Source organism: Pseudomonas veronii (assembly GCF_001439695.1).
Lineage (GTDB): Bacteria > Pseudomonadota > Gammaproteobacteria > Pseudomonadales > Pseudomonadaceae > Aquipseudomonas > Aquipseudomonas veronii.
Window position 1 is genome coordinate 218,529 of the sequence record NZ_JYLL01000007.1, and the last position, 19,932, is coordinate 238,460.

Sequence of the window (19,932 nt, forward strand, 5' to 3'; positions counted from 1 at the left end):
ATGCAGAGTCTCTCCAACATTTTCTGGCTCGGCGTCAAAGATCTGCGCACCCTCTCGAAGGACCTGATGATGATCCTCTTCATCATCTATTCCTTCGGCCTCAGCATTTATATGCAGTCGACCGGAGCCGGCGAGACCGTCAACAATGCCTCCGTGGCGATCGTCGACGAGGACCACTCCAGCCTGTCGCGATCGATTGCCGGACTGTTCTATCCGCCGTACTTCCAGGCAGCCAAGATGATCAGTGCCGCCGACATCGATCGCGGCATGGACAACGGCCTTTACACCCTCGTCATCGTGATTCCTCCGCACTTTGAAGCGGATGTGCGAAAGGGCCGCGATATCGAAGTCCAGGTCAACGCAGACGCCACCGCGGTCCAGCAGGCGTCCCTGGGGTCGGGTTATATCCAGAACATGGTGACCGACGAAGTCACGCGCTACCGACAGGAGGCGCAGCAAACCACCGGGCTGCCCTCCGATCTCGTCGTGCGCCGCGCCTTCAATGCCAACGGCACACAATCCTGGTTCCGCGCGATCGTCGGCCTTGCCGATCAGTTGTCGATGCTGATCATTATCCTGACCGGCGCGGCGCTCTTGCGCGAGCGCGAGCACGGCACGATCGAGCACTTGTTGGTGATGCCGTTGACGGCCTTCGAGATAGCGCTCGCCAAAGTGTGGTCGAGCGGGCTGGTGATCTTCATCGGTTTCATCTGTTCCCTGTTGTTCGTGGTCGAGGGCCTTCTCGACGTTCCGATTGCTGGCTCGCGCGGTGTGCTGCTGCTCGGCACCCTCATCTATATCTTCGCCACGGCAGCGATCGGCATCTTTCTTGGCACCCTCGCCCGCACCATGGCGCAATTTGCCCTGCTGATGATGATGGCCGTCATGCCGATGATGATGCTGTCGGGCGGCATGTCGCCCATCGAGAGCCAGCCGCAATGGGTCCAGTACGTGACGTGGTTTTTCCCGTCGCGGCACTATGTGAGCTTCATGCAGGCGATCGTGTATCGAGGCGCGGGCCTCGATATCGTGTGGAAAGAGTTCGTGACGGTCCTGGTGATGGGCGTGACATTTATCGCGATGAGTTTGCTGCTGTTCCGCCAGTCTGTTGCGACCTTGCGCTAAGGCTTTTTTGCGCCTGCCCGCGTCAGGCGTGGACGATTGTCCGACAAAAAACCTTGCCCGAGCGCGCACTTAGCGCATTTCGTTGAGATTCAACGGCCAATTTGCACTTATTTGACCCAACGGACCATTAACGGTTGACACTCCGCCGCTGGGCTGTAGAATGCCGGCCACAGACGCGGGATGGAGCAGTCTGGTAGCTCGTCGGGCTCATAACCCGAAGGTCGTCGGTTCAAATCCGGCTCCCGCAACCAAACATCAAAAAAGGCTACTCGAAAGAGTGGCCTTTTTTGTATCTGACAAAAAAGTTCTTCTGAAACAATGACATGGCATCTTTCATGAAACCCTAGACGTTTCGTGGAGTCCATTTCATCGCACGCTATGCTTGATCCTTCTACGACCAATGGCCGCAGTCGCCGCATCCGGTGATCCGCGTTAATATTTGTAATTATTTTGTCCATAGGGATTGGTAACTTGGCTGGATACCCCCATCCTGTCGCGCACAATCCACGAGGTGATTGATGCGCGCCAACTCGTCTGAACCACAAGACCCTGTCACAGCGACACAACCGATCACTCCCACCCGTTTGCGCTGGCTGGATCTGTTAAGCAAGTATCGGCAACCCATCGGGCTGGCCGTGACGCTGTTGCTGTTCGCAATCGCCCTGATCGCCTGCCGACACCTGCTGCTGGAACTGGATCTCTACGCCCTCCACGACTCGATCCTGGAAGTACCCAAACCGGCGTTGCTGGGCGCGTTCGTCGCCGCCATCGCCGGCTTCGTCATTCTATTGGGCTATGAGTTCTCCGGCGCACGCTATGCCGGGGTGAAACTGCCCCGCAAGACCCTCGCCCTCGGCGGCTTTACCGCCTTTGCCATCGGCAACGCCATTGGCCTGTCGATGCTCTCGGGCGGTTCGGTGCGTTACCGTTTATATGCGCGCCATGGCATCGGGGCTTCGGAAGTCGCCCGCATGACTGTGTTCGCCAGCCTCTCCCTGGGCTGCGCCCTGCCGCCGCTGGCGGCCTTGGCCACCTTGAGCAACTTGCCCGCCGCGTCCACTGCCCTGCATGTGTCGCAAGGCTTGCTGGGGGCGATTGCCGGCGTCGTGTTGCTGTTGTCGGCCGCGCTGTGCATCGGGATTTATCGCCGTCGCCTGCCGGAACAGCCCTACGCGGACAACCTGCTGGTCAAGGTCGGCCGCCGCACCCTGCGCCTGCCCGGTCGACGCCTGACGTTCCTGCAACTGATCATCACCGCGCTGGACGTCGCCGCTGCCGCCACCGTCCTTTATATGCTGCTGCCGGAAGCGCCACCGTTCGGCCCGTTCCTGCTGGTGTACCTGCTGGCGCTGGCCGCTGGCGTACTCAGCCATGTGCCGGGTGGCGTCGGGGTGTTCGAGGCGATCCTGCTCGCGGCCTTTGCCGACAAGCTCGGCGCCGCGCCATTGGCCGCCGCCCTGCTGCTGTACCGCATGATCTATGTGGTGCTGCCGCTGCTGATCGCCTGTGTGTTCCTGCTGGTCAACGAGGCCCAGCGCCTGTTCCAGACCCAGCAGAGCCTGCGCGTGGCGTCGGGCTTCGCCGCGCCGGTGCTGGCCGTACTGGTTTTTTTGTCCGGCGTGGTCCTGCTGTTTTCCGGCGCCACGCCGGAGATCGACTCACGCCTGGAAAACATCGGCTTCCTGATTCCCCACCGCCTGATTGACGCCTCGCACTTTGGCGCGAGCCTGATCGGCGTGTTGTGTCTGTTGCTGGCCCAAGGCCTGCGTCGACGCTTGTCGGCGGCCTGGATGTTGACCATGGTGCTGCTGCTGACCGGCGCCCTGCTCTCACTGCTCAAGGGCTTCGACTGGGAAGAAGCCAGCCTGATGACCATGACCGCCGTGCTGCTGGCGATCTTCCGCCGCTCCTTCTACCGCGCCAGCCGACTGACCGAATTGCCGTTCTCGCCGCTGTATCTGGTAGCCAGCGTGTGCGTGCTGGGGGCTTCGATCTGGCTGCTGCTGTTTGCCTATCAAGACGTCCCGTATAGCCACCAACTGTGGTGGCAGTTCACCCTCGACGCCAACGCCCCGCGCGGCCTGCGCTCGCTGTTGGGGGCCGCGGTGCTGCTGGTGATCGTGTCGCTGACCTGGCTGCTGCGTACCGCGCGCCCGGTGATCCACCTGCCGACAGCCGAAGAACTGGAACGCGCCACCAAGATCCTGATGGCCTCATCGCAACCCGACGGCGGCCTGGCGCTGACCGGCGACAAGGCGCTGCTGTTCCACCCCAACGACGAAGCCTTCCTGATGTACGCCCGTCGCGGGCGCAGCCTGGTAGCCCTGTACGACCCGATCGGCCCGACCCAACCCCGCGCCGAGATGATCTGGCAGTTCCGCGACCTGTGCGACATCCACCATGCGCGCCCGGTGTTCTACCAGGTACGCGCGGAAAACCTGCCGTACTACATGGACATCGGCCTGACCGCGATCAAGCTGGGCGAAGAAGCCCGCGTCGACCTGAAACGCTTTGACCTGGAAGCCAAGGGCAAAGAGATGAAGGATTTGCGCTACACCTGGAACCGTGGCACCCGGGATGGCTTGTCCCTGGAGATCCACGAACCGGGCACGGCGCCGATGGACGAACTCAAGGTTATTTCCGACGCCTGGCTGACCGGCAAGAACGTGCGGGAGAAGGGGTTTTCCCTGGGACGCTTCAGCGACGACTACCTCAAGCACTTTCGCATCGCGATCATTCGCTTCGAAGGGCACCCGGTGGCCTTCGCCAACCTGCTCGAGACCTACAGCCACGACCTGGCCAGCCTCGACCTGATGCGCGCCCACCCCGATGCGCCCAAGCTGACCATGGAATTCATGATGGTCGGCCTGATTCAACACTATAAGAGCCACGGTTATGCTCGCTTCAGCCTCGGCATGGTGCCATTGTCTGGCCTGCAACCGCGTCGTGGCGCGCCGCTGACCCAACGCCTGGGCTCGATGGTGTTCCGCCGTGGCGAGCAACTGTATAACTTCCAAGGTTTGCGCCGCTTCAAAGACAAGTTCCAGCCTGACTGGGAACCCCGTTACATGGCCGTGCCCGCAGGACTTGATCCGCTGGTGGCACTGGCCGATACCGCCGCCCTGATCGCAGGCGGCTTGACTGGATTGGTGAAACGCTGATGATTCGACGCTCCTGGCGGTATGTATTAGCCTTTGTGGTGCTGCTCGCCGTGGTCCTGGGTGGCGGCTATTGGTACTGGAACCGCCCTGCCCCACAGCCGACCCTGGAGCAACTGCCCCAGGCCGATGGCTCGGTGATGACCCGCGTCACCCCGGCCGGCACCCCCAAAGCCCGCGTGGCCGTGGCGGTGATGGCTGACGAGACCCTGACCGACAGCCAACTGATTGCCCTCAGCCAGGGCGGCAAGGCGCAGATCGTGCAGGTGATCCTGCCCAAGGATGACTGCACACTGCAGCAACAGGCACTGCAAGGCGCCCTGAGCCAGCTCAAGGGCCCTGCGACGCTGGTCAGCGGCATCGGCCCTGGCGCAGCCCTCGCCTGGCGCTGGCTGGCCACACAGAACGACGACAAGGCCAATGCCATCTCCGTCGGCTTCGCCCTGGTGCAGGAGGGCTGCAAAGACCCGCTGCCGAAAACCGCCGCCCACGGCAACTGGCTGGTGGCGTGGAACGACAACCCTGACGATGAAAGCGCCAGTTTCGTGCGCGACACCCCCCGCGCCACCACCAGCATCAGCGACTACGACATTCACTACCCACAAGTGCTGAATAACGAACTGCGCAAGCAACTGGTCGGTTCGGACAATGGCGGCCTGGCGATTCCAGTCGTGGAAGTCCCGGCAGGCCAGGCCAAGGACACCGTGACCCTGTTCCTCTCCGGTGACGGCGGCTGGCGTGACCTCGACCGCGACGTGGCCGGTGAAATGGCCAAGATCGGCTACCCGGTCGTGGGCATCGACACCCTGCGCTACTACTGGCAGCACAAGACTCCGGAACAAAGCGCCAAGGACCTCAGCGAGCTGATGCAGCACTATCGGCAGAAATGGGGCACCAAGCGCTTCGTACTGACCGGCTATTCGTTCGGCGCCGACGTGTTGCCGGCCATCTACAACCGCATGCCGGAAAGCGAGCAGCAGCGCGTCGACGCAATCATCCTGCTGGCGTTCGCACGCACCGGCAGCTTTGAAATCGAAGTGGAAGGTTGGCTGGGCAACGCCGGCAAAGAAGCCGCGACCGGCCCGGAAATGGCCAAGCTGCCAGCGGCCAAGGTGGTGTGCATCTACGGTGCCGAAGAGGTCGACGAAAGCGGCTGCACCGACAAGACCGCCGTCGGCGAAGCGATCAAGCTGCCGGGCGGGCACCACTTCGATGAGAACTACCCGGCGCTGGCCAAGCGTTTGGTGGATATCATCGTCAAGCACCAGGCCAAGGCCGAGTAATTCCGCGCTGTACGCAAAACCCAATGTGGGAGGGGGCTTGCCCCCGATAGCGATAGGTCAGTCATACCGCTATCGGGGGCAAGCCCCCTCCCACATTGGGGTTGGAACTAGCGCGGCTCGATATGCGCAATCATCAACTGCACGGTTTCCTGCCCACGGAACTCGTTCACATCCAGCTTGTAGGCCAACTCCACCCAACGCACGGTCGGGTTCGGCCAGACCTCACGGTCAACCCCAAACGCAATGCCATCGAGCTTCACGGAGCCGCATTCGCTCTTGAGCACCACTTTCAGGTGCCGCTCCCCCACCACACGCTGCTCGACCAACTGAAACACCCCGTGAAACAACGGCTCGGGGAAGTGCTGCCCCCAGGGGCCGGCATGCCGCAGCGCGCGCGCCAGCTCCAGGTGAAACTCTTCCACCGCCAGGGTGCCGTCGGACAATAGCCGGCCGGTCAAGTCTTCTTCGCGCAGTTGCCGACGCACTTCGGCATCGAAGGCCTGGGCAAACAACGGGAAATTCGCCTCGGGCAATGTCAGGCCGGCCGCCATGGCGTGACCGCCGTATTTGCTGATCAGGTTGGGATGCTGGCTCGCCACCACCGCCAGCGCATCGCGGATGTGAAAGCCCTGCACCGAGCGGCCTGAGCCCTTGAGCAGGCCATCACCGGCGTCGGCAAAGGCGATGGTCGGACGGAAATAGCGCTCTTTCATGCGCGACGCCAGAATCCCGATCACACCTTGGTGCCACTCCGGGTCGAACAGGCACAAGCCATACGGCATCGACTCCAGCGGCAAGTCCTTGAGCTGGGCCAGGGCCTCGCGCTGCATGCCTTGTTCGATGGATTTGCGGTCCTGGTTCATGCCGTCCAGTTGCGCGGCCATTTCCCGTGCAGCGGCGAAATCCGTGGTGAGCAGGCATTCGATGCCCAGGCTCATATCGTCCAGGCGCCCGGCGGCATTGAGCCGTGGCCCGAGGATAAACCCGAGGTCGGTGGACGTGAGGCGAGCGTGGTCACGCTTGGCCACTTCGAGGATCGCCTTGATCCCCGGCCGCGCGCGACCGGCACGGATACGCTCCAAGCCCTGGTGGACCAGGATGCGGTTATTGGCGTCCAGCGGCACCACGTCGGCAACGCTGCCCAGGGCGACCAGGTCAAGCAACTCGCCAATGTTCGGCTGCTGCGTGTTCTCGTACCAGCCCAGGCTGCGCAAACGGGCACGCAGGGCCATCAAGACATAAAAGATCACCCCGACCCCGGCCAACGCCTTGCTCGGAAACTCACAGCCGGGCTGGTTCGGGTTGACGATGGCATCCGCCGCCGGCAACTCATCCCCCGGCAAGTGGTGGTCGGTGACCAGCACCTTGAGCCCCGCCGCCTTCGCTGCCGCCACGCCTTCGACGCTGGAGATGCCGTTATCCACGGTGATCAGCAACTGCGGCTCGCGCTGCAGCGCTACGGCGACGATTTCTGGCGTCAGGCCGTAGCCGTATTCGAAACGGTTGGGCACCAGGTAATCGACATGGGCCGCACCGAGCAAGCGCAGGCCCAGGGTGCCCACCGTACTGGCAGTGGCGCCATCGGCGTCGAAGTCGCCGACGATCAGGATGCGCTGGCGTTGCTCCAAGGCTGTCACCAGCAGGTCTACCGCGGCGTCGATGCCCTTGAGCTGCTGATAAGGGATCAACCGCGCCAGGCTCTTGTCCAGCTCAGCTTCCGAGCGCACCCCGCGCGCAGCGTAGAGGCGGGTCAACAGCGGTGGCAATTCACCGAGAAACGGCAGGACAGCAGGCAACGGGCGGGGATCGATACGCATGGGACGCTGGGAAATTCTCTGTAGGGGAAATATTAGCGGCAAGCTACAAGCGCTAGCTCAACCGCGCTCGCCGATCAGCCATTGCAGTTGCACTTCATGCTGGCCACGATCATCGGTGACGAAGATCGTGCCTTCGCTGATCATCACGTCCCACTTGATCACGCGGGGCATGTCCTTGGCCAGGGTCTCGAGGACTTCCTGCGGCACGGCGGCGATGTGGACGTTCTTCAGGGTTTTCGCCACCGGAATCACCTTGCCTTCCCACACGCGCAGGCTGCCGTAAGCCAGCAGACTGGTACGCTCGGCGCGACGCGAGCACCAGGTCAGGCGGTCGGCATCGGGCTGGCCGACTTCGATCCAGTGCAAAACCCGATCATCCAGACTTTTTTCCCACAGGGCTGGCTCGTCTACATCTGACAGTCCACGGCCAAACGACAGCTGCTCGCTGTACCAAAGGGCGTAGGCCAGCAGACGCACGGTCATGCGCTCTTCGGTTTCCGAAGGGTGGCGGGCAATGGTCTGTTTGACGCTCTCGTACACCGAGCGATCGAGGTCGGTGAGGTTGAGTTCGAACTTGTAGGTCGTGGACGGCTGGGCCATGAACGGGCTTCTAGAGACAGGGAAAGGCGGGCAGTCTAACCGATGGTAGGGCTATTCAACGAATCCTGCGCTGCATCATCCTTATCCCTGCGCGACTCGCCTATGTTAAAAGGCATTACACCACTGTGCTGCGTATGAAAGGTTCCTCATGTCGTTTAACGCCAAACCGCTTGCCGGCCTGAAAGTCATCGAACTCGGCACCCTGATCGCCGGCCCGTTCGCTTCACGCATCTGCGCCGAATTCGGCGCCGAAGTGATCAAGGTCGAATCCCCGGACGGCGGCGACCCGCTGCGCAAATGGCGCAAGCTGTACGAAGGCACCTCGCTGTGGTGGTTCGTACAGGCACGCAACAAAAAATCACTGACGCTGAACCTCAAGCACCCCGACGGCCTGGCCATCCTCAAGCAGTTGCTGGCGGACGCCGACATCCTGATCGAGAACTTCCGCCCCGGCGTCCTGGAAAAGCTCGGCCTGAGCTGGGACACCCTGCACGCGCTGAACCCCAAGCTGGTGATGGTGCGCCTCTCGGGCTTTGGCCAGACCGGCCCGATGAAAGACCAGCCGGGGTTTGGCGCGGTCGGCGAATCGATGGGCGGGCTGCGTTACATCACCGGCTTTGAAGACCGCCCGCCGGTACGCACCGGGATTTCCATCGGCGACTCCATTGCCGCTCTGTGGGCGGTGATCGGCGCGCTGATGGCGTTGCGTCACCGCGAGGTCAACGGCGGGCTGGGCCAAGTGGTGGATGTAGCACTGTATGAGGCCATCTTCGCCATGATGGAAAGCATGATCCCGGAGTTCGATGTGTTCGGGTTCATCCGCGAACGCACCGGCAACATCATGCCCGGCATCACTCCGTCCTCGATCCACACCAGCGCGGACGGCAAGCATGTGCAGATCGGCGCCAACGGCGATGCGATCTTCAAGCGCTTCATGTCCGCCATCGGCCGTGAGGATCTGGCCAACGACCCGCAATTGGCCAGTAATGACGGGCGTGACGAGCGCCGCGACGAGCTGTATGGCGTGATTGATCGCTGGGTCAATTCGCTGCCGCTGGAACAGGTGGTCGAGCAGCTCAACAAGGCCGAGGTGCCGGCCAGCCGCATCTATAGCGCCGAAGACATGCTCGGGGACCCGCAATTCCTGGCGCGGGAAATGTTCCTCAAGGCGCAACTGCCCGACGGCAAGGACTTCAAGATGCCAGGCATCGTGCCCAAGCTCTCCGACACCCCTGGCAGTTGCGAGTGGGTGGGGCCGCAACTGGGCGAACACAACAGCGTGGTACTCGGTGAGCTGGGCTATGACGCGGCGGCCATCATCCGCTTGCGTGAACAAGGGGCGATCTGATGGCGCGTTCAAGATAATGACTCGCCGCTGGCTATTGCACCTGTGCGCGCCCTTGTTGGGGCTATTGCCGCTACCGACCCAGGCGGCGCAGACCTTGATCTGGCTGGTTCGCGACCTGCCGCCGCTGACGATCTTCGAAGGCCCGCAAAAAGGCCAGGGCGCCATCGACGAATTGTTGCCGATGCTGATGGAGCACCTGCCGGAGTATCAGCACCAGGTCCAGCACGTCAACCGTGCGCGGGGCATGCAGATGCTCCAGGCGCCCTCCCTCACCTGCGACCCTACCCTGCTGTGGACGCCGGAGCGGACCCAATGGATTGTGTATTCCGGCCAGGCGTTTCCCGTGGTGAGCAATGGCGTGGTCGTCCGCCAGCAAAACCGTGAAGTCCTGGCGCCCTTTATCGTGCAAGGCAAGGTCGACCTGGACGCGATGCTACGGGACAAGAGCACACGCCTGGGCATCATCGCCGAGCGCAGCTACGGGCCATTCATCGACGGCATGTTGCAGCAAGGCGACACGCACAATCGAGTGATGCACTACGGCACCGACGCCTTGGGCAGCCTGCTGCAAATGCAGCGCCTGGGACGCCTGGAAGGCGTACTGGGTTACTGGACCGAAATTCGCTATCACGCATTGCAGCAAGGTATCGATCCCGAAGGGCTGGCGTTCTATCCGATTGCCGGCACCGCGCCCTATCAGCACATCCATATCGGTTGTTCGGATACGCCCGAGGGGCGCGAGGTCATGGCGCGTATCAACCAGTTGCTGGGCGACCTGCCGCAGGCGCAGTTGCTGCGTTCCTACGCGTCATGGCTCGACCCGGCCCTGCGCGAGCAATACCTGCTGGACCATTCGCGATTCTATGAAGAAGTGCCCACCCCGTGATAAATCGCGGGCAAAAAGAAACCCCGAAGAGTGGGGAGACACTTCGGGGTTAAACGTGGCCTACAAAGACCAGTACAGCAAGTCACAAACACCGGAGCACAATGTCTGCTCTTGCTGTTACTAAATCTGACCGGCCACGCCGTAGGAAGTTTCCGCAGATAAACAATTCTTCATGCGAGGGCGCTGCTGCGGGTCTGGGCCGCATTGCGCAAGGCAGCGATGACCGAGGGCTCCAGGCGCCCTTCGGCGATTTTCAGATCGCGCAGCAAGCAATCCACGACATCCACCAGGACGCGCTTGTCGGTCAGTTGCGCCCGGTCGACTTCACGCTCGACCACGATGGCACCAGCAGGGTTCTTTACGGTTACCAGGCACTCGCCCTGCACACCAGCGGTGGTCAGCGTAACCTGATAAGGGCTCAGCGCTTCTTCGAGCAATAGGCTGATACTTTCCATTTCGATCACCACTCAATAGTTCGGGAACAATCGTTTCAATGGGGGTTGCCTCTCTCCTAAGTGACTGTTTGTAACGTAGGAAAGTTCGCTTTTTCGTGTTTATGGAGCCGTCAGGGAGTGACTTGATCCAGCATGCGCTTGCAACATGACAACGAAAAAACGGCCGCACATAACTGCTTACGCAATGGGCGGCCGTTTCGGGGTTCGCCCTGCAGCGCGGCGGAGGGTGAACCCTATATTCGGTTAAGCGCTGATCACGCTGTCACGCAGCTAGAAGTGCATGTCAAAGGCCCTTATTGCTAAGGATGAACATGATGGTGGAACACAACGAACAACAAGCGTCGATGGAGAAGATGCATGCTGACGTATCTCGCATCTATGCCGAGATTTCACGCATGCATGCCGAGCGAGGCAAGCTCAACGCAGAGTCCTTGAAGATAACCTGTGAGACTTTCTGGTACCCCGTGGGTATCGCCACGGGTTTCTACGCCGCTGTCGGCACCGTGATTGTCGTGGCGCAGAAACTACTCTCATAACGCTCAGCAACCCGGGCCTGCCTGAAACGAAAAACGCCGCTGACCCACGGAAGGGAAAGCGGCGTTTTTGTCTGCGCCAGGGCGCCGGCAGTTTGCCTTACAGCGGCTTACCGCGATTGCCATGCTGGCTGACAAACCCCTGCATCGCCTTCAGGTCATTCGGCAGCACGGTGCAACGCTCTTCACGCTCGAACAGGTCGGACAGATGCTCCGGCAACTCCAGCGCCTTGCCAACGCCGGCCTTCTCCACCGCTTCCGGGAATTTGACCGGGTGCGCGGTGCCGAGGATCACCATCGGGATATCCAGGCTGCGACGGCATTCGCGTGCAGCCCTCACGCCGATCGCGGTGTGCGGGTCGAGCAGTTCGCCGGTCTGGGCATAGACTTCTGCGATGGTTTCGCAGGTCTGTGCATCGTCCACGGCCAGGGAGTCGAACAGCTTGCGGGTTTCGGTCCAGCGCTCTTCATCGACACTGAAACCGCCACCGCTTTTGAAGGTGTCCATCAAGCCGGCAATCGCCGCACCGTTGCGGCCGTGCATGTCGAACAGCAGGCGTTCGAAGTTCGACGACACCATGATGTCCATCGACGGCGACAAGGTGGCGTGCAGGGTTTCCTTGACGTACTGGTTGCCGCTCATGAAGCGGTGCAGGATGTCGTTGCGGTTGGTGGCGACGATCAACTGATTGATCGGCAGGCCCATGTTGCGCGCCAGGTAGCCGGCGAAGATGTCGCCGAAGTTGCCGGTCGGCACCGAGAACGACACCGAACGCGCCGGCCCGCCCAGCTGCAGCGCAGCGTAGAAGTAGTAGACGATCTGGGCCATGATCCGCGCCCAGTTGATCGAGTTCACCGCAACCAGGCGCGTGCCCTTGAGGAAGCTCTGGTCAGCGAAGCTGTTCTTGACCATTTCCTGGCAGTCGTCGAAGTTGCCTTCGATAGCGATGTTGTGGATGTTTTCACCGAAGATGGTGGTCATCTGCCGACGCTGTACTTCCGACACGCGCTTATGCGGGTGCAGGATGAAGATGTCGACGTTTTCGCAGTGCTTGCAGCCTTCGATGGCCGCCGAGCCGGTATCACCGGAAGTGGCGCCGATGATCACCACGCGCTCGCCGCGCTTCTCCAGCACGTAATCGAGCAGGCGCCCCAACAGTTGCAGAGCGAAGTCCTTGAACGCCAGGGTCGGGCCATGGAACAGCTCCAAAACCCACTCATTGCCATTCAGTTGGCGCAGAGGCGCGATGGCGTTGTGGGAAAACACGCCGTAGGTCTCTTCCAGGATCTTTTTGAAATCCGCATCCGGAATGCTGCCGGTGACGAACGGGCGCATCACCCGGAACGCCAGTTCGTGATACGGCAGGCCGGCCCAGGAAGCGATTTCTTCCTGGGTGAAGCGTGGCAGGTTTTCCGGCACGTACAGGCCGCCGTCGGTGGCAAGGCCTGCCAACAGGACGTCTTCGAAATTCAGGGCCGGTGCCTGGCCGCGGGTGCTGATGTAACGCATGACTGGCTCCTCTAAAACATTCTCGAACAGGGGCCGCCGATCACACGGGGCCCCTGGAACAAATCGGTTAGTTCAGGTGTTCGACGCGAATCCGTACCACCGGGCCCACTACGCCTTGCAAGGCTTCCAGGGCTTTGATGGCATCGTTGATGTGCTGCTCGAGCACGCGGTGAGTCAGCAGGATCATCGGCACCTGGCCGTTCTGCTCCTCGACTTCCTTCTGCATGATCGACTCGATGTTGATGCCACGTTCCGACAGGATGCTGGCAACCTGGGCCAGTACACCCGGATGATCCTTGGCCTGGATGCGCAGGTAGTAGGCGCTTTCGCACGCCTCGATCGGCAGGATCGGGTGGGCCGACAGCGAATCCGGCTGGAAGGCCAGGTGCGGCACGCGGTTTTCCGGGTCGCTGGTCATGGCGCGAACCACGTCCACCAGGTCGGCGATCACCGACGAAGCGGTCGGTTCCATACCGGCGCCGGCACCGTAGAACAGGGTCGAACCGGCGGCGTCACCGTTGACCATCACGGCGTTCATCACGCCATTGACGTTGGCGATCAGGCGGTCGGCCGGGATCAGCGTTGGGTGTACGCGCAACTCGATACCGGCCGCGGTGCAGCGCGCCACGCCCAGGTGCTTGATGCGATAGCCCAGGGCTTCGGCGTAATTCACGTCGGCGGTGGTCAGCTGGGTGATGCCTTCGGTGTAGGCCTTGTCGAACTGCAGCGGGATGCCAAAGGCAATGGACGCAAGGATGGTCAGTTTGTGCGCCGCGTCGATGCCTTCAACGTCGAAGGTCGGGTCGGCTTCGGCGTAACCCAGAGCCTGGGCTTCGGCCAGCACGTCTTCGAAGGTGCGGCCCTTCTCGCGCATTTCGGTGAGGATGAAGTTACCGGTGCCATTGATGATGCCGGCCACCCAGTTGATGCGGTTGGCGGACAGGCCTTCACGGATCGCCTTGATCACCGGGATACCACCGGCCACCGCGGCTTCGAACGCGACGATCACGCCCTTCTCACGCGCCTTGGCGAAGATCTCGTTGCCGTGGACGGCGATCAGCGCCTTGTTGGCGGTGACCACGTGCTTGCCGTTTTCGATCGCCTTGAGCACCAGCTCGCGGGCAATGGTATAGCCGCCCACCAGCTCGATGACGATATCGATTTCTGGGTTGGTCGCCACGGCGAAGACATCGTTGGTAATCGCAATACCGGTCGTTTCGAACTGAGGCTTTGGCGAACGCGTGGCAATTTGCGCCACTTCAATCCCGCGCCCTGCACGGCGGGAAATTTCTTCAGCATTACGCTGAAGTACGTTGAAGGTGCCGCCACCGACGGTCCCTAACCCACAGATGCCTACTTTGACCGGTTTCACTGAAGAACTCCCCATGAAACGGCCGACGCGAGGTCGGCCGTGGAAAACAGCCGCACAACCGCGGCTTTCAATTAATGGCCCATCGACTTATCAAAGGGCCATGATCGTCAAAGGTTCGACGATGCTGGTTTATTTGGCACTCAGCGCCAGTTTGGCAACTTGCGGTGCCGGCTGATAGCCCGGAATCACCTGGCCGTCAGCCAAAACGATGGCCGGTGTACCGTTCACACCAATGGACTGGCCCAGGGCGAACTGCTTGGAAACCGGATTGGCGCACTTGGCCGCTTTGATTTCCTTGCCGTCGACCATCTTGTCCATCGCCGCTTTCTTGTCGGCCGAGCACCAGACCGCCTGCAACTGCTCGTCGCCCGGCGAACCGAGGCCCTGACGCGGGAACGCGACATAGCGCACTTCCACACCGAGCTTGTTCAGCGCCGGCACTTCGGCGTGCAGCTTGTGGCAGTACGGGCAGGTGGTGTCGGTGAACACGGTGATGTGCGTCTTGGTCTCGCCGATGGCCGGGTAGACCACGGTTTCTGCAACCGGAATGCCGTTGATCAGCTTGGACACGCCCAGGCGCTCGGCTTTCTCGGTCAGGTTGACCGGCTTACCGTCCTTCAACTGGAACAGGTAGCCCTGGACAATGTACTGGCCGTCGGCACTGGCATACAACACGCGGCTGCCCTTGAGCTTGACTTCGTACAGACCGGCCATCGGGCTGGCACTGATGCTTTCGATCGGTGTGTCGAGTTGCAGGTTGGCCAGGCTCTTGCGAATAGTCTGCTCGGCAGCGTCATCGGCGACGGCAAAGGTGGAAACCAACGCAATGGCTGCGGCGGCAATAATCTGGGTCAAGCGCATGGGAACTCCTGAAGGCAGATGCAGGGACGGGCGTGTCGAACACCGATCTGGAAACACGGCACTGTAATCACAAGTCACGCCGTCCCCTTTGCTAACCGGCAAAGCCTACCACAGTTGGGCCGCAGGGCAGCCCGTGGCGGGATAATTTGGCGGTTTTCAGCCTCGCGGATGGTGCTTGGCGTGCATATCCTGCAAGCGCGCCCGTGCCACATGGGTGTAGATCTGGGTTGTGGATAAGTCGCTGTGGCCAAGGAGCATTTGCACCACGCGCAAATCCGCGCCGTGGTTGAGCAAATGCGTGGCAAATGCATGGCGCAGGGTATGCGGCGACAGGCTCTTGCCGATCCCCGCCACCTTGGCCTGGTGCTTGATGCGATGCCAGAAAGTCTGGCGGGTCATCTGCTCACCGCGCTGGCTGGGGAACAGCACATCGCTGGGGCGCCCACCGAGCAGTTCGCCGCGCGCATCGCGCATGTAGCGCTCGACCCACACAATCGCTTCTTCGCCCATCGGCACCAGCCGCTCCTTGCTGCCCTTGCCCATCACCCGCAGCACGCCCTGGCGCAGGTTGACTTGCTCGAGGGTCAGGCTGATCAGCTCGGTCACCCGCAGGCCGCAGGCGTACAGCACTTCGAGCATGGCACGATCGCGCTGGCCGATGGCTTCGCTCAAGTCCGGGGCGGCGAGCAAGGCGTCGACATCGGCTTCCGACAAGGACTTGGGCAATGGCCGACCCAATTGCGGCATGTCGACCTGTAACGTCGGGTCGAGGGCAATGAGCTTTTCCCGCAGCAGGTAGCGATAAAAGCCACGCACACCGGAAAGGAAGCGTGCCGTGGAGCGCGGCTTGTAGTTCTGCTCCAGGCGCCAGGCCAGGTGATCGAGGATCAACTCACGGCCGGCATTGATCAGCTCGAGGTTTTTTTCCTGCAGCCAGCCGTTGAACAGCGCCAGATCGCTGCGGTAGGCCTGGCGGGTGTTGTCCGACAGGCCTTTTTCCAGCCAGAGGGCGTCGAGGAAGCGGTCAATCAGAGGGTGGTCGATGGCGGGCATGGGGGCTCAGGCAGATGACGGAGGTGTCTGGTAGATCCTATCGCAGGCAAGTCGGCTCCCACATTGGATTTGTGTCGTGCATCGATTTTATGACCACTAATGATCAAGTGTGCAAGCTGGCCCGCCTGCGATAGGCGCGCCGCCGACCCGCCCCCGTCAATAAATCCCAGGCACAAAAAAAGCAGCCCGCAGGCTGCTTTTTTTCTGCATCGGGAAGCTGGACTTAAGCCAGTTTTTCCTTGATGCGAGCTGCTTTACCGGACAGGTCACGCAGGTAGTACAGCTTGGCTTTACGCACGTCACCGCGACGCTTAACGGCCATGCTGTCGATTTGCGGGCTGTAGGTCTGGAAAGTACGCTCTACGCCAACACCGTTGGAGATTTTACGAACAGTGAAAGCACTGTTCACACCACGGTTACGCTTGGCGATTACCACGCCTTCGAACGCTTGCAGACGCGAACGGTCGCCTTCCTTCACTTTCACCTGAACGACAATGGTGTCGCCCGGGGCAAAGGTAGGGATCTCTTTGGTCATCTGCTCTGCTTCGAGTGCAAGGATGATTTTGTTAGTCATGCTGTGCTCCTAAGGTAAGTCAATGGACCTACCATCGATACGTTGTTAACTATCGTCCCGCGCGAGGATGTATTCCTCGAGCAGCTTCTTCTCTTCTCCAGAAAGCGAGCGGCTTTCCAGAAGATCGGCGCGTCGTTCATAGGTCCGACCAAGGGACTGCTGTAAACGCCAACGCCGGATGTGTGCGTGATTGCCACTTAGCAATACGTCGGGAACACGCTGATCCGCATACACCTCCGGTCGGGTGTAGTGCGGGCAATCCAGCAAACCATCCGTGAAGGAATCTTCCTCCGCGGAGTCCGCATGCCCTAAAGCTCCAGGCAGCAGTCGTGTAACCGCATCTATCAGGACCATCGCCGGCAGCTCACCGCCAGACAGGACATAGTCCCCAATCGACCACTCTTCATCGACATGAGCTTCAATGAAACGCTCGTCAATGCCTTCATAGCGACCGGCAATCAGGATCAGTGCTTCCTCATTCGCCAGTTCGCGTACCGCCGCCTGTTTCAGCTGACGGCCTTGAGGGGACAGGTAAATTACCTTCGCCTTCTCCCCGGCGGCAGCCTTGGCCTGAACCAACGCGTCTTCCAGGGGCTTGATCTTCATCACCATGCCCGGGCCACCGCCAAATGGGCGATCGTCCACAGTGTGATGTCGATCCGTCGTGTAGTCTCGCGGGTTCCAACAGGTGAGCTGCAAGAGCCCCTGTTTCACCGCCCGACTGGTGATGCCGTACTCGCTGATGGCGGAGAACATCTCGGGAAACAAACTGATCACTTCAATGCGCAAATTAGCCACGCTTAGAAGTCCGCGTCCCATTCCACCTTCATCTCGCCCGCGGCCAGGTCGACGGCCAACACGCATTGCTCGGTATAGGGCAACAGGCGTTCGCGATCATCCAGGCTGCCAGCGCAAGGCTTGACCACCATTACATCATTGGCGCCGGTTTCCAGAAGATGATCGATTTTCCCGAGCAATTGCCCGAGTTGATCAATAACCTTCAGACCTTCCAGCTGGTACCAGTAGTACTCGCCGTCGGTCAATTCAGGGAACAGGTTGCGCGGCACGCAGATCTCATAACCGGCCAGAAGACGAGCTTCTTCACGATCATCAAGACCCTTGAGCTTTGCGACCAAGAACTTATCGTTCCCGCGTCCACTGACCAGCTCGACCTGTTTCACATTCCCCTCGCGCTTGAGCGTCCAGGTTTTGTACTGCAACAGGTTTTCAGTCGGATCAGTAAAGGAATACACCTTCACTTCGCCGCGAACGCCATGAACAGAGTAAATCTTGCCGATAACGATCAAATCATCAGCAACAGCTGGCGTCGCGTTCATATTGCTCAGGCTGCGGCCTTAGCCGAGTCCTTCAACAACTTGGCAACACGCTCGGAAGGCTGTGCACCAACGCTCAGCCAGTAGGCTACGCGCTCTTGGTTCACGGACAGACGAACTTCTTGACCACGAGCAACAGGGTTGAAGAAACCAACCTGTTCCTTGTGCGAACCGTCACGCGGGTTGCGGCTGTCGGTTACGGTCAAGTGGTAAAACGGGCGCTTTTTGGAGCCGCCAAGGGCAAGACGGATTGTTAGCATGTGAACATCGTTCCTGTAGTCGGTGCTGCAAATCTAAATGCACAGCGGGCATAGGTGCCCGAAAGGCCGCATATTCTAAGGAATATCCGGACTTTTGCAAATGTCTTTTTCTGGCGCCTATCAGCGTGCCATTCAGATCTGCTATAGAGCCGTCGGTTAAAACGGCAAGTCAGCTCCCGCCAGACGGCGGGTTTGCTGGAGATCCCACATCCCTGTGGGTCGGAGCAGGAGCATGCTCCCGCTCGAATACTTTACATTTTCGGCATGCCGCCGCCGGGCAACATACCGCCCATGCCGCGCATCATCTTGGCCATTCCGCCCTTGGCGGAGAATTTCTTCATCATCTTCTGCATCTGCTTGTGCTGCTTGATCAAGCGACCGATGTCCTGCACCTGGGTGCCGGAGCCCATGGCGATCCGACGCTTGCGCGAACCGCTGATCAGCTCAGGGTCGCGGCGCTCGGCCGGGGTCATGGAGTTGATGATGGCTTCCATCTGCTTGAACTGCTTCTCTGCCGCGCCCTGGGCATTGCCCATTTGCGCCAGGTTCACACCGCCGATGTTCGGCAGCTTGTCCATCAGGCCGCCGAGGCCGCCCATGTTCTTCATTTGCTGCAACTGATCGCGGAAGTCTTCGAGGTCGAAGCCCTTGCCCTTCTTCAGTTTCTTGGCCAGTTTATCGGCCTTGTCCTTGTCGAGCGTCGCTTCGGCCTGCTCGATCAGGCTGAGCACGTCGCCCATGCCGAGGATACGCGAAGCGATACGTTCAGGGTGGAACGGTTCGAGCGCGTCGCTCTTCTCGCCCATACCGATGAATTTGATCGGCTTGCCGGTGATGGCGCGCACCGACAGCGCGGCACCGCCACGGGCGTCGCCGTCGACCTTGGTCAGGATCACGCCGGTCAGCGGCAGTGCGTCACCAAAGGCCTTGGCGGTGTTGGCCGCATCCTGGCCGGTCATGGCGTCGACCACGAACAGCGTCTCGACCGGGTTGATCGCGGCATGCAGCGCCTTGATCTCGCCCATCATCTCTTCGTCGATGTGCAGGCGACCGGCGGTATCGACGATGACCACGTCGATGAACTTCAGCCTGGCTTCTTTGATCGCCGCGTTGGCGATGTCGACCGGCTTCTGGCTCAGGTCGGACGGGAAGAAGGTCACGCCCACTTCGCCCGCGAGCATTTCCAGCTGCTTGATGGCCGCCGGACGGTACACGTCGGCCGACACCACCATCACGGTTTTTTTCTTGCGCTCTTTAAGGAAGCGCGCCAGCTTGCCGGCGGTGGTGGTCTTACCCGCACCTTGCAGACCGGCCATCAGCACGACGGCCGGCGGCACGGCGCTGAGGTTCAGGTCTTCGTTGGCCGCGCCCATCAGGCTCTCGAGCTCGGCCTGGACGATCTTCACAAAAGCCTGGCCCGGCGTCAGGCTGCGGGACACTTCGGTGCCGACCGCGCGCTCCTTGACCGAGTTGACGAAGTCCTTGACCACAGGCAAGGCCACGTCGGCTTCCAGCAACGCCATGCGTACTTCACGCAGGGTGTCTTTGATATTGTCCTCGGTCAGCTTGGCCTTGCCGGTTACATGGCGCAGCGTCTGCGAGAGACGGTCAGTCAAGTTTTCAAACATGCGCGATCCTTTCAGGCCCTATGGTAGACCGAGGTAATGGCGGCCCAGGCTGTGATAAATCGCTATTAAAAACAGCGCTCGGCGAGCCTGCGGCGTGGGCAGGTCGCGGATTATAGCGAAGACTGCGCCCATGCA

18 protein-coding genes and 1 tRNA gene are annotated in these 19,932 nt (G+C 60.8%); 7 read left to right on the plus strand and 12 right to left on the minus strand.

Translation table 11 applies throughout. The annotated features are described in order from the left end of the window. The 4 genes from TU80_RS12200 to TU80_RS12215 all read left to right on the plus strand — a co-directional run bounded on the left by TU80_RS12200 (window position 1) and on the right by TU80_RS12215 (window position 5,566). On the plus strand, window positions 1-1,125 hold the full coding sequence (locus tag TU80_RS12200; RefSeq protein ID WP_046382207.1) for an ABC transporter permease: 1,125 nt from the start codon (window positions 1-3) through the stop codon (window positions 1,123-1,125). 174 nt (window positions 1,126-1,299) lie between these two features. After that, a tRNA-Met gene (locus tag TU80_RS12205) sits at window positions 1,300-1,376 on the plus strand. Between the two features lie 267 nt (window positions 1,377-1,643). Beyond that, window positions 1,644-4,286, plus strand: coding sequence for a bifunctional lysylphosphatidylglycerol flippase/synthetase MprF (gene mprF / locus TU80_RS12210; RefSeq protein ID WP_057004564.1), 2,643 nt, complete (start codon window positions 1,644-1,646; stop codon window positions 4,284-4,286). Further along, window positions 4,286-5,566: a virulence factor family protein gene (locus tag TU80_RS12215; protein WP_046382205.1), complete on the plus strand. Its 1,281-nt coding sequence runs from the start codon at window positions 4,286-4,288 to the stop codon at window positions 5,564-5,566. Before mprF ends, TU80_RS12215 begins: the two co-directional genes overlap by 1 nt. Before the next feature lie 107 nt (window positions 5,567-5,673). Here the strand turns inward: TU80_RS12215 and recJ are convergent, their stop codons facing one another. Both recJ and TU80_RS12225 read right to left on the minus strand, forming a co-directional pair. Beyond that, entirely contained in the window at window positions 5,674-7,383 is a 1,710-nt protein-coding gene (gene recJ / locus TU80_RS12220; protein WP_046382204.1) for a single-stranded-DNA-specific exonuclease RecJ, read from the minus strand. A gap of 57 nt (window positions 7,384-7,440) precedes the next feature. Further along, window positions 7,441-7,983, minus strand: coding sequence for a YaeQ family protein (locus TU80_RS12225; protein WP_017846127.1), 543 nt, complete (start codon window positions 7,981-7,983; stop codon window positions 7,441-7,443). A gap of 148 nt (window positions 7,984-8,131) precedes the next feature. On the opposite strand from TU80_RS12225, the gene TU80_RS12230 reads away from it, so the two are divergent. After that, window positions 8,132-9,331: a CaiB/BaiF CoA transferase family protein gene (locus tag TU80_RS12230; protein WP_046382203.1), complete on the plus strand. Its 1,200-nt coding sequence runs from the start codon at window positions 8,132-8,134 to the stop codon at window positions 9,329-9,331. Between the two features lie 16 nt (window positions 9,332-9,347). Beyond that, entirely contained in the window at window positions 9,348-10,217 is an 870-nt protein-coding gene (locus tag TU80_RS12235; protein ID WP_057004565.1) for a TIGR02285 family protein, read from the plus strand. A gap of 170 nt (window positions 10,218-10,387) precedes the next feature. Here TU80_RS12235 and TU80_RS12240 read toward each other — a convergent pair whose 3' ends face one another. Then, entirely contained in the window at window positions 10,388-10,672 is a 285-nt protein-coding gene (locus tag TU80_RS12240) for a DUF3509 domain-containing protein (RefSeq protein WP_017846130.1), read from the minus strand. Between the two features lie 314 nt (window positions 10,673-10,986). On the opposite strand from TU80_RS12240, the gene TU80_RS12245 reads away from it, so the two are divergent. Next, window positions 10,987-11,208, plus strand: a complete 222-nt coding sequence (locus TU80_RS12245) for a hypothetical protein (RefSeq protein WP_017846131.1) — start codon at window positions 10,987-10,989, stop codon at window positions 11,206-11,208. A gap of 97 nt (window positions 11,209-11,305) precedes the next feature. Here TU80_RS12245 and thrC read toward each other — a convergent pair whose 3' ends face one another. From thrC to ffh, 9 genes are all read right to left on the minus strand, one after another. After that, the gene (gene thrC, locus TU80_RS12250; RefSeq protein WP_057004566.1) at window positions 11,306-12,715 is read right to left on the minus strand and encodes a threonine synthase; all 1,410 of its coding nucleotides are present in this window, start codon (window positions 12,713-12,715) and stop codon (window positions 11,306-11,308) included. 67 nt (window positions 12,716-12,782) lie between these two features. Then, entirely contained in the window at window positions 12,783-14,087 is a 1,305-nt protein-coding gene (locus TU80_RS12255; RefSeq protein ID WP_017846133.1) for a homoserine dehydrogenase, read from the minus strand. Between the two features lie 129 nt (window positions 14,088-14,216). Beyond that, window positions 14,217-14,948 (minus strand): thioredoxin fold domain-containing protein, encoded by a 732-nt coding sequence (locus TU80_RS12260; RefSeq protein ID WP_003175893.1) that lies wholly within the window; start codon window positions 14,946-14,948, stop codon window positions 14,217-14,219. A 156-nt stretch (window positions 14,949-15,104) separates the two neighbouring features. Then, window positions 15,105-16,001, minus strand: coding sequence for a site-specific tyrosine recombinase XerD (gene xerD / locus TU80_RS12265; RefSeq protein WP_017846134.1), 897 nt, complete (start codon window positions 15,999-16,001; stop codon window positions 15,105-15,107). Between the two features lie 223 nt (window positions 16,002-16,224). Then, the gene (gene rplS / locus TU80_RS12270) at window positions 16,225-16,575 is read right to left on the minus strand and encodes a 50S ribosomal protein L19 (protein WP_003175895.1); all 351 of its coding nucleotides are present in this window, start codon (window positions 16,573-16,575) and stop codon (window positions 16,225-16,227) included. Window positions 16,576-16,620: 45 nt separating this feature from the next. After that, window positions 16,621-17,394, minus strand: coding sequence for a tRNA (guanosine(37)-N1)-methyltransferase TrmD (gene trmD / locus TU80_RS12275; protein WP_024077235.1), 774 nt, complete (start codon window positions 17,392-17,394; stop codon window positions 16,621-16,623). After that, entirely contained in the window at window positions 17,376-17,912 is a 537-nt protein-coding gene (gene rimM / locus TU80_RS12280) for a ribosome maturation factor RimM (protein WP_008014731.1), read from the minus strand. Before rimM ends, trmD begins: the two co-directional genes overlap by 19 nt. Window positions 17,913-17,917: 5 nt before the next feature. Then, on the minus strand, window positions 17,918-18,169 hold the full coding sequence (gene rpsP, locus TU80_RS12285) for a 30S ribosomal protein S16 (protein ID WP_003175899.1): 252 nt from the start codon (window positions 18,167-18,169) through the stop codon (window positions 17,918-17,920). Between the two features lie 251 nt (window positions 18,170-18,420). Further along, window positions 18,421-19,797 carry a signal recognition particle protein gene (gene ffh, locus TU80_RS12290; RefSeq protein ID WP_017846136.1) on the minus strand — a complete coding sequence of 459 codons (1,377 nt, stop codon included), beginning with the start codon at window positions 19,795-19,797 and terminating at the stop codon, window positions 18,421-18,423. Between the last annotated feature and the right edge of the window lie 135 nt (window positions 19,798-19,932).

Bases quoted from the DNA above. Each gene is read 5' to 3' on its own strand.
- TU80_RS12245 (WP_017846131.1), top strand. From the start codon at position 10,987: ATGGTGGAACACAACGAACAACAAGCGTCGATGGAGAAGATGCATGCT.
- mprF (WP_057004564.1), top strand. From the start codon at position 1,644: ATGCGCGCCAACTCGTCTGAACCACAAGACCCTGTCACAGCGACACAA.
- thrC (WP_057004566.1), bottom strand. From the start codon at position 12,715: ATGCGTTACATCAGCACCCGCGGCCAGGCACCGGCCCTGAATTTCGAA.
- TU80_RS12215 (WP_046382205.1), top strand. From the start codon at position 4,286: ATGATTCGACGCTCCTGGCGGTATGTATTAGCCTTTGTGGTGCTGCTC.
- ffh (WP_017846136.1), bottom strand. From the start codon at position 19,797: ATGTTTGAAAACTTGACTGACCGTCTCTCGCAGACGCTGCGCCATGTA.
- recJ (WP_046382204.1), bottom strand. From the start codon at position 7,383: ATGCGTATCGATCCCCGCCCGTTGCCTGCTGTCCTGCCGTTTCTCGGT.
- rplS (WP_003175895.1), bottom strand. From the start codon at position 16,575: ATGACTAACAAAATCATCCTTGCACTCGAAGCAGAGCAGATGACCAAA.
- TU80_RS12200 (WP_046382207.1), top strand. From the start codon at position 1: ATGCAGAGTCTCTCCAACATTTTCTGGCTCGGCGTCAAAGATCTGCGC.
- rimM (WP_008014731.1), bottom strand. From the start codon at position 17,912: ATGAACGCGACGCCAGCTGTTGCTGATGATTTGATCGTTATCGGCAAG.
- xerD (WP_017846134.1), bottom strand. From the start codon at position 16,001: ATGCCCGCCATCGACCACCCTCTGATTGACCGCTTCCTCGACGCCCTC.
- TU80_RS12230 (WP_046382203.1), top strand. From the start codon at position 8,132: ATGTCGTTTAACGCCAAACCGCTTGCCGGCCTGAAAGTCATCGAACTC.
- TU80_RS12260 (WP_003175893.1), bottom strand. From the start codon at position 14,948: ATGCGCTTGACCCAGATTATTGCCGCCGCAGCCATTGCGTTGGTTTCC.
- rpsP (WP_003175899.1), bottom strand. From the start codon at position 18,169: ATGCTAACAATCCGTCTTGCCCTTGGCGGCTCCAAAAAGCGCCCGTTT.
- TU80_RS12240 (WP_017846130.1), bottom strand. From the start codon at position 10,672: ATGGAAAGTATCAGCCTATTGCTCGAAGAAGCGCTGAGCCCTTATCAG.
- trmD (WP_024077235.1), bottom strand. From the start codon at position 17,394: ATGGGACGCGGACTTCTAAGCGTGGCTAATTTGCGCATTGAAGTGATC.
- TU80_RS12235 (WP_057004565.1), top strand. From the start codon at position 9,348: ATGACTCGCCGCTGGCTATTGCACCTGTGCGCGCCCTTGTTGGGGCTA.
- TU80_RS12225 (WP_017846127.1), bottom strand. From the start codon at position 7,983: ATGGCCCAGCCGTCCACGACCTACAAGTTCGAACTCAACCTCACCGAC.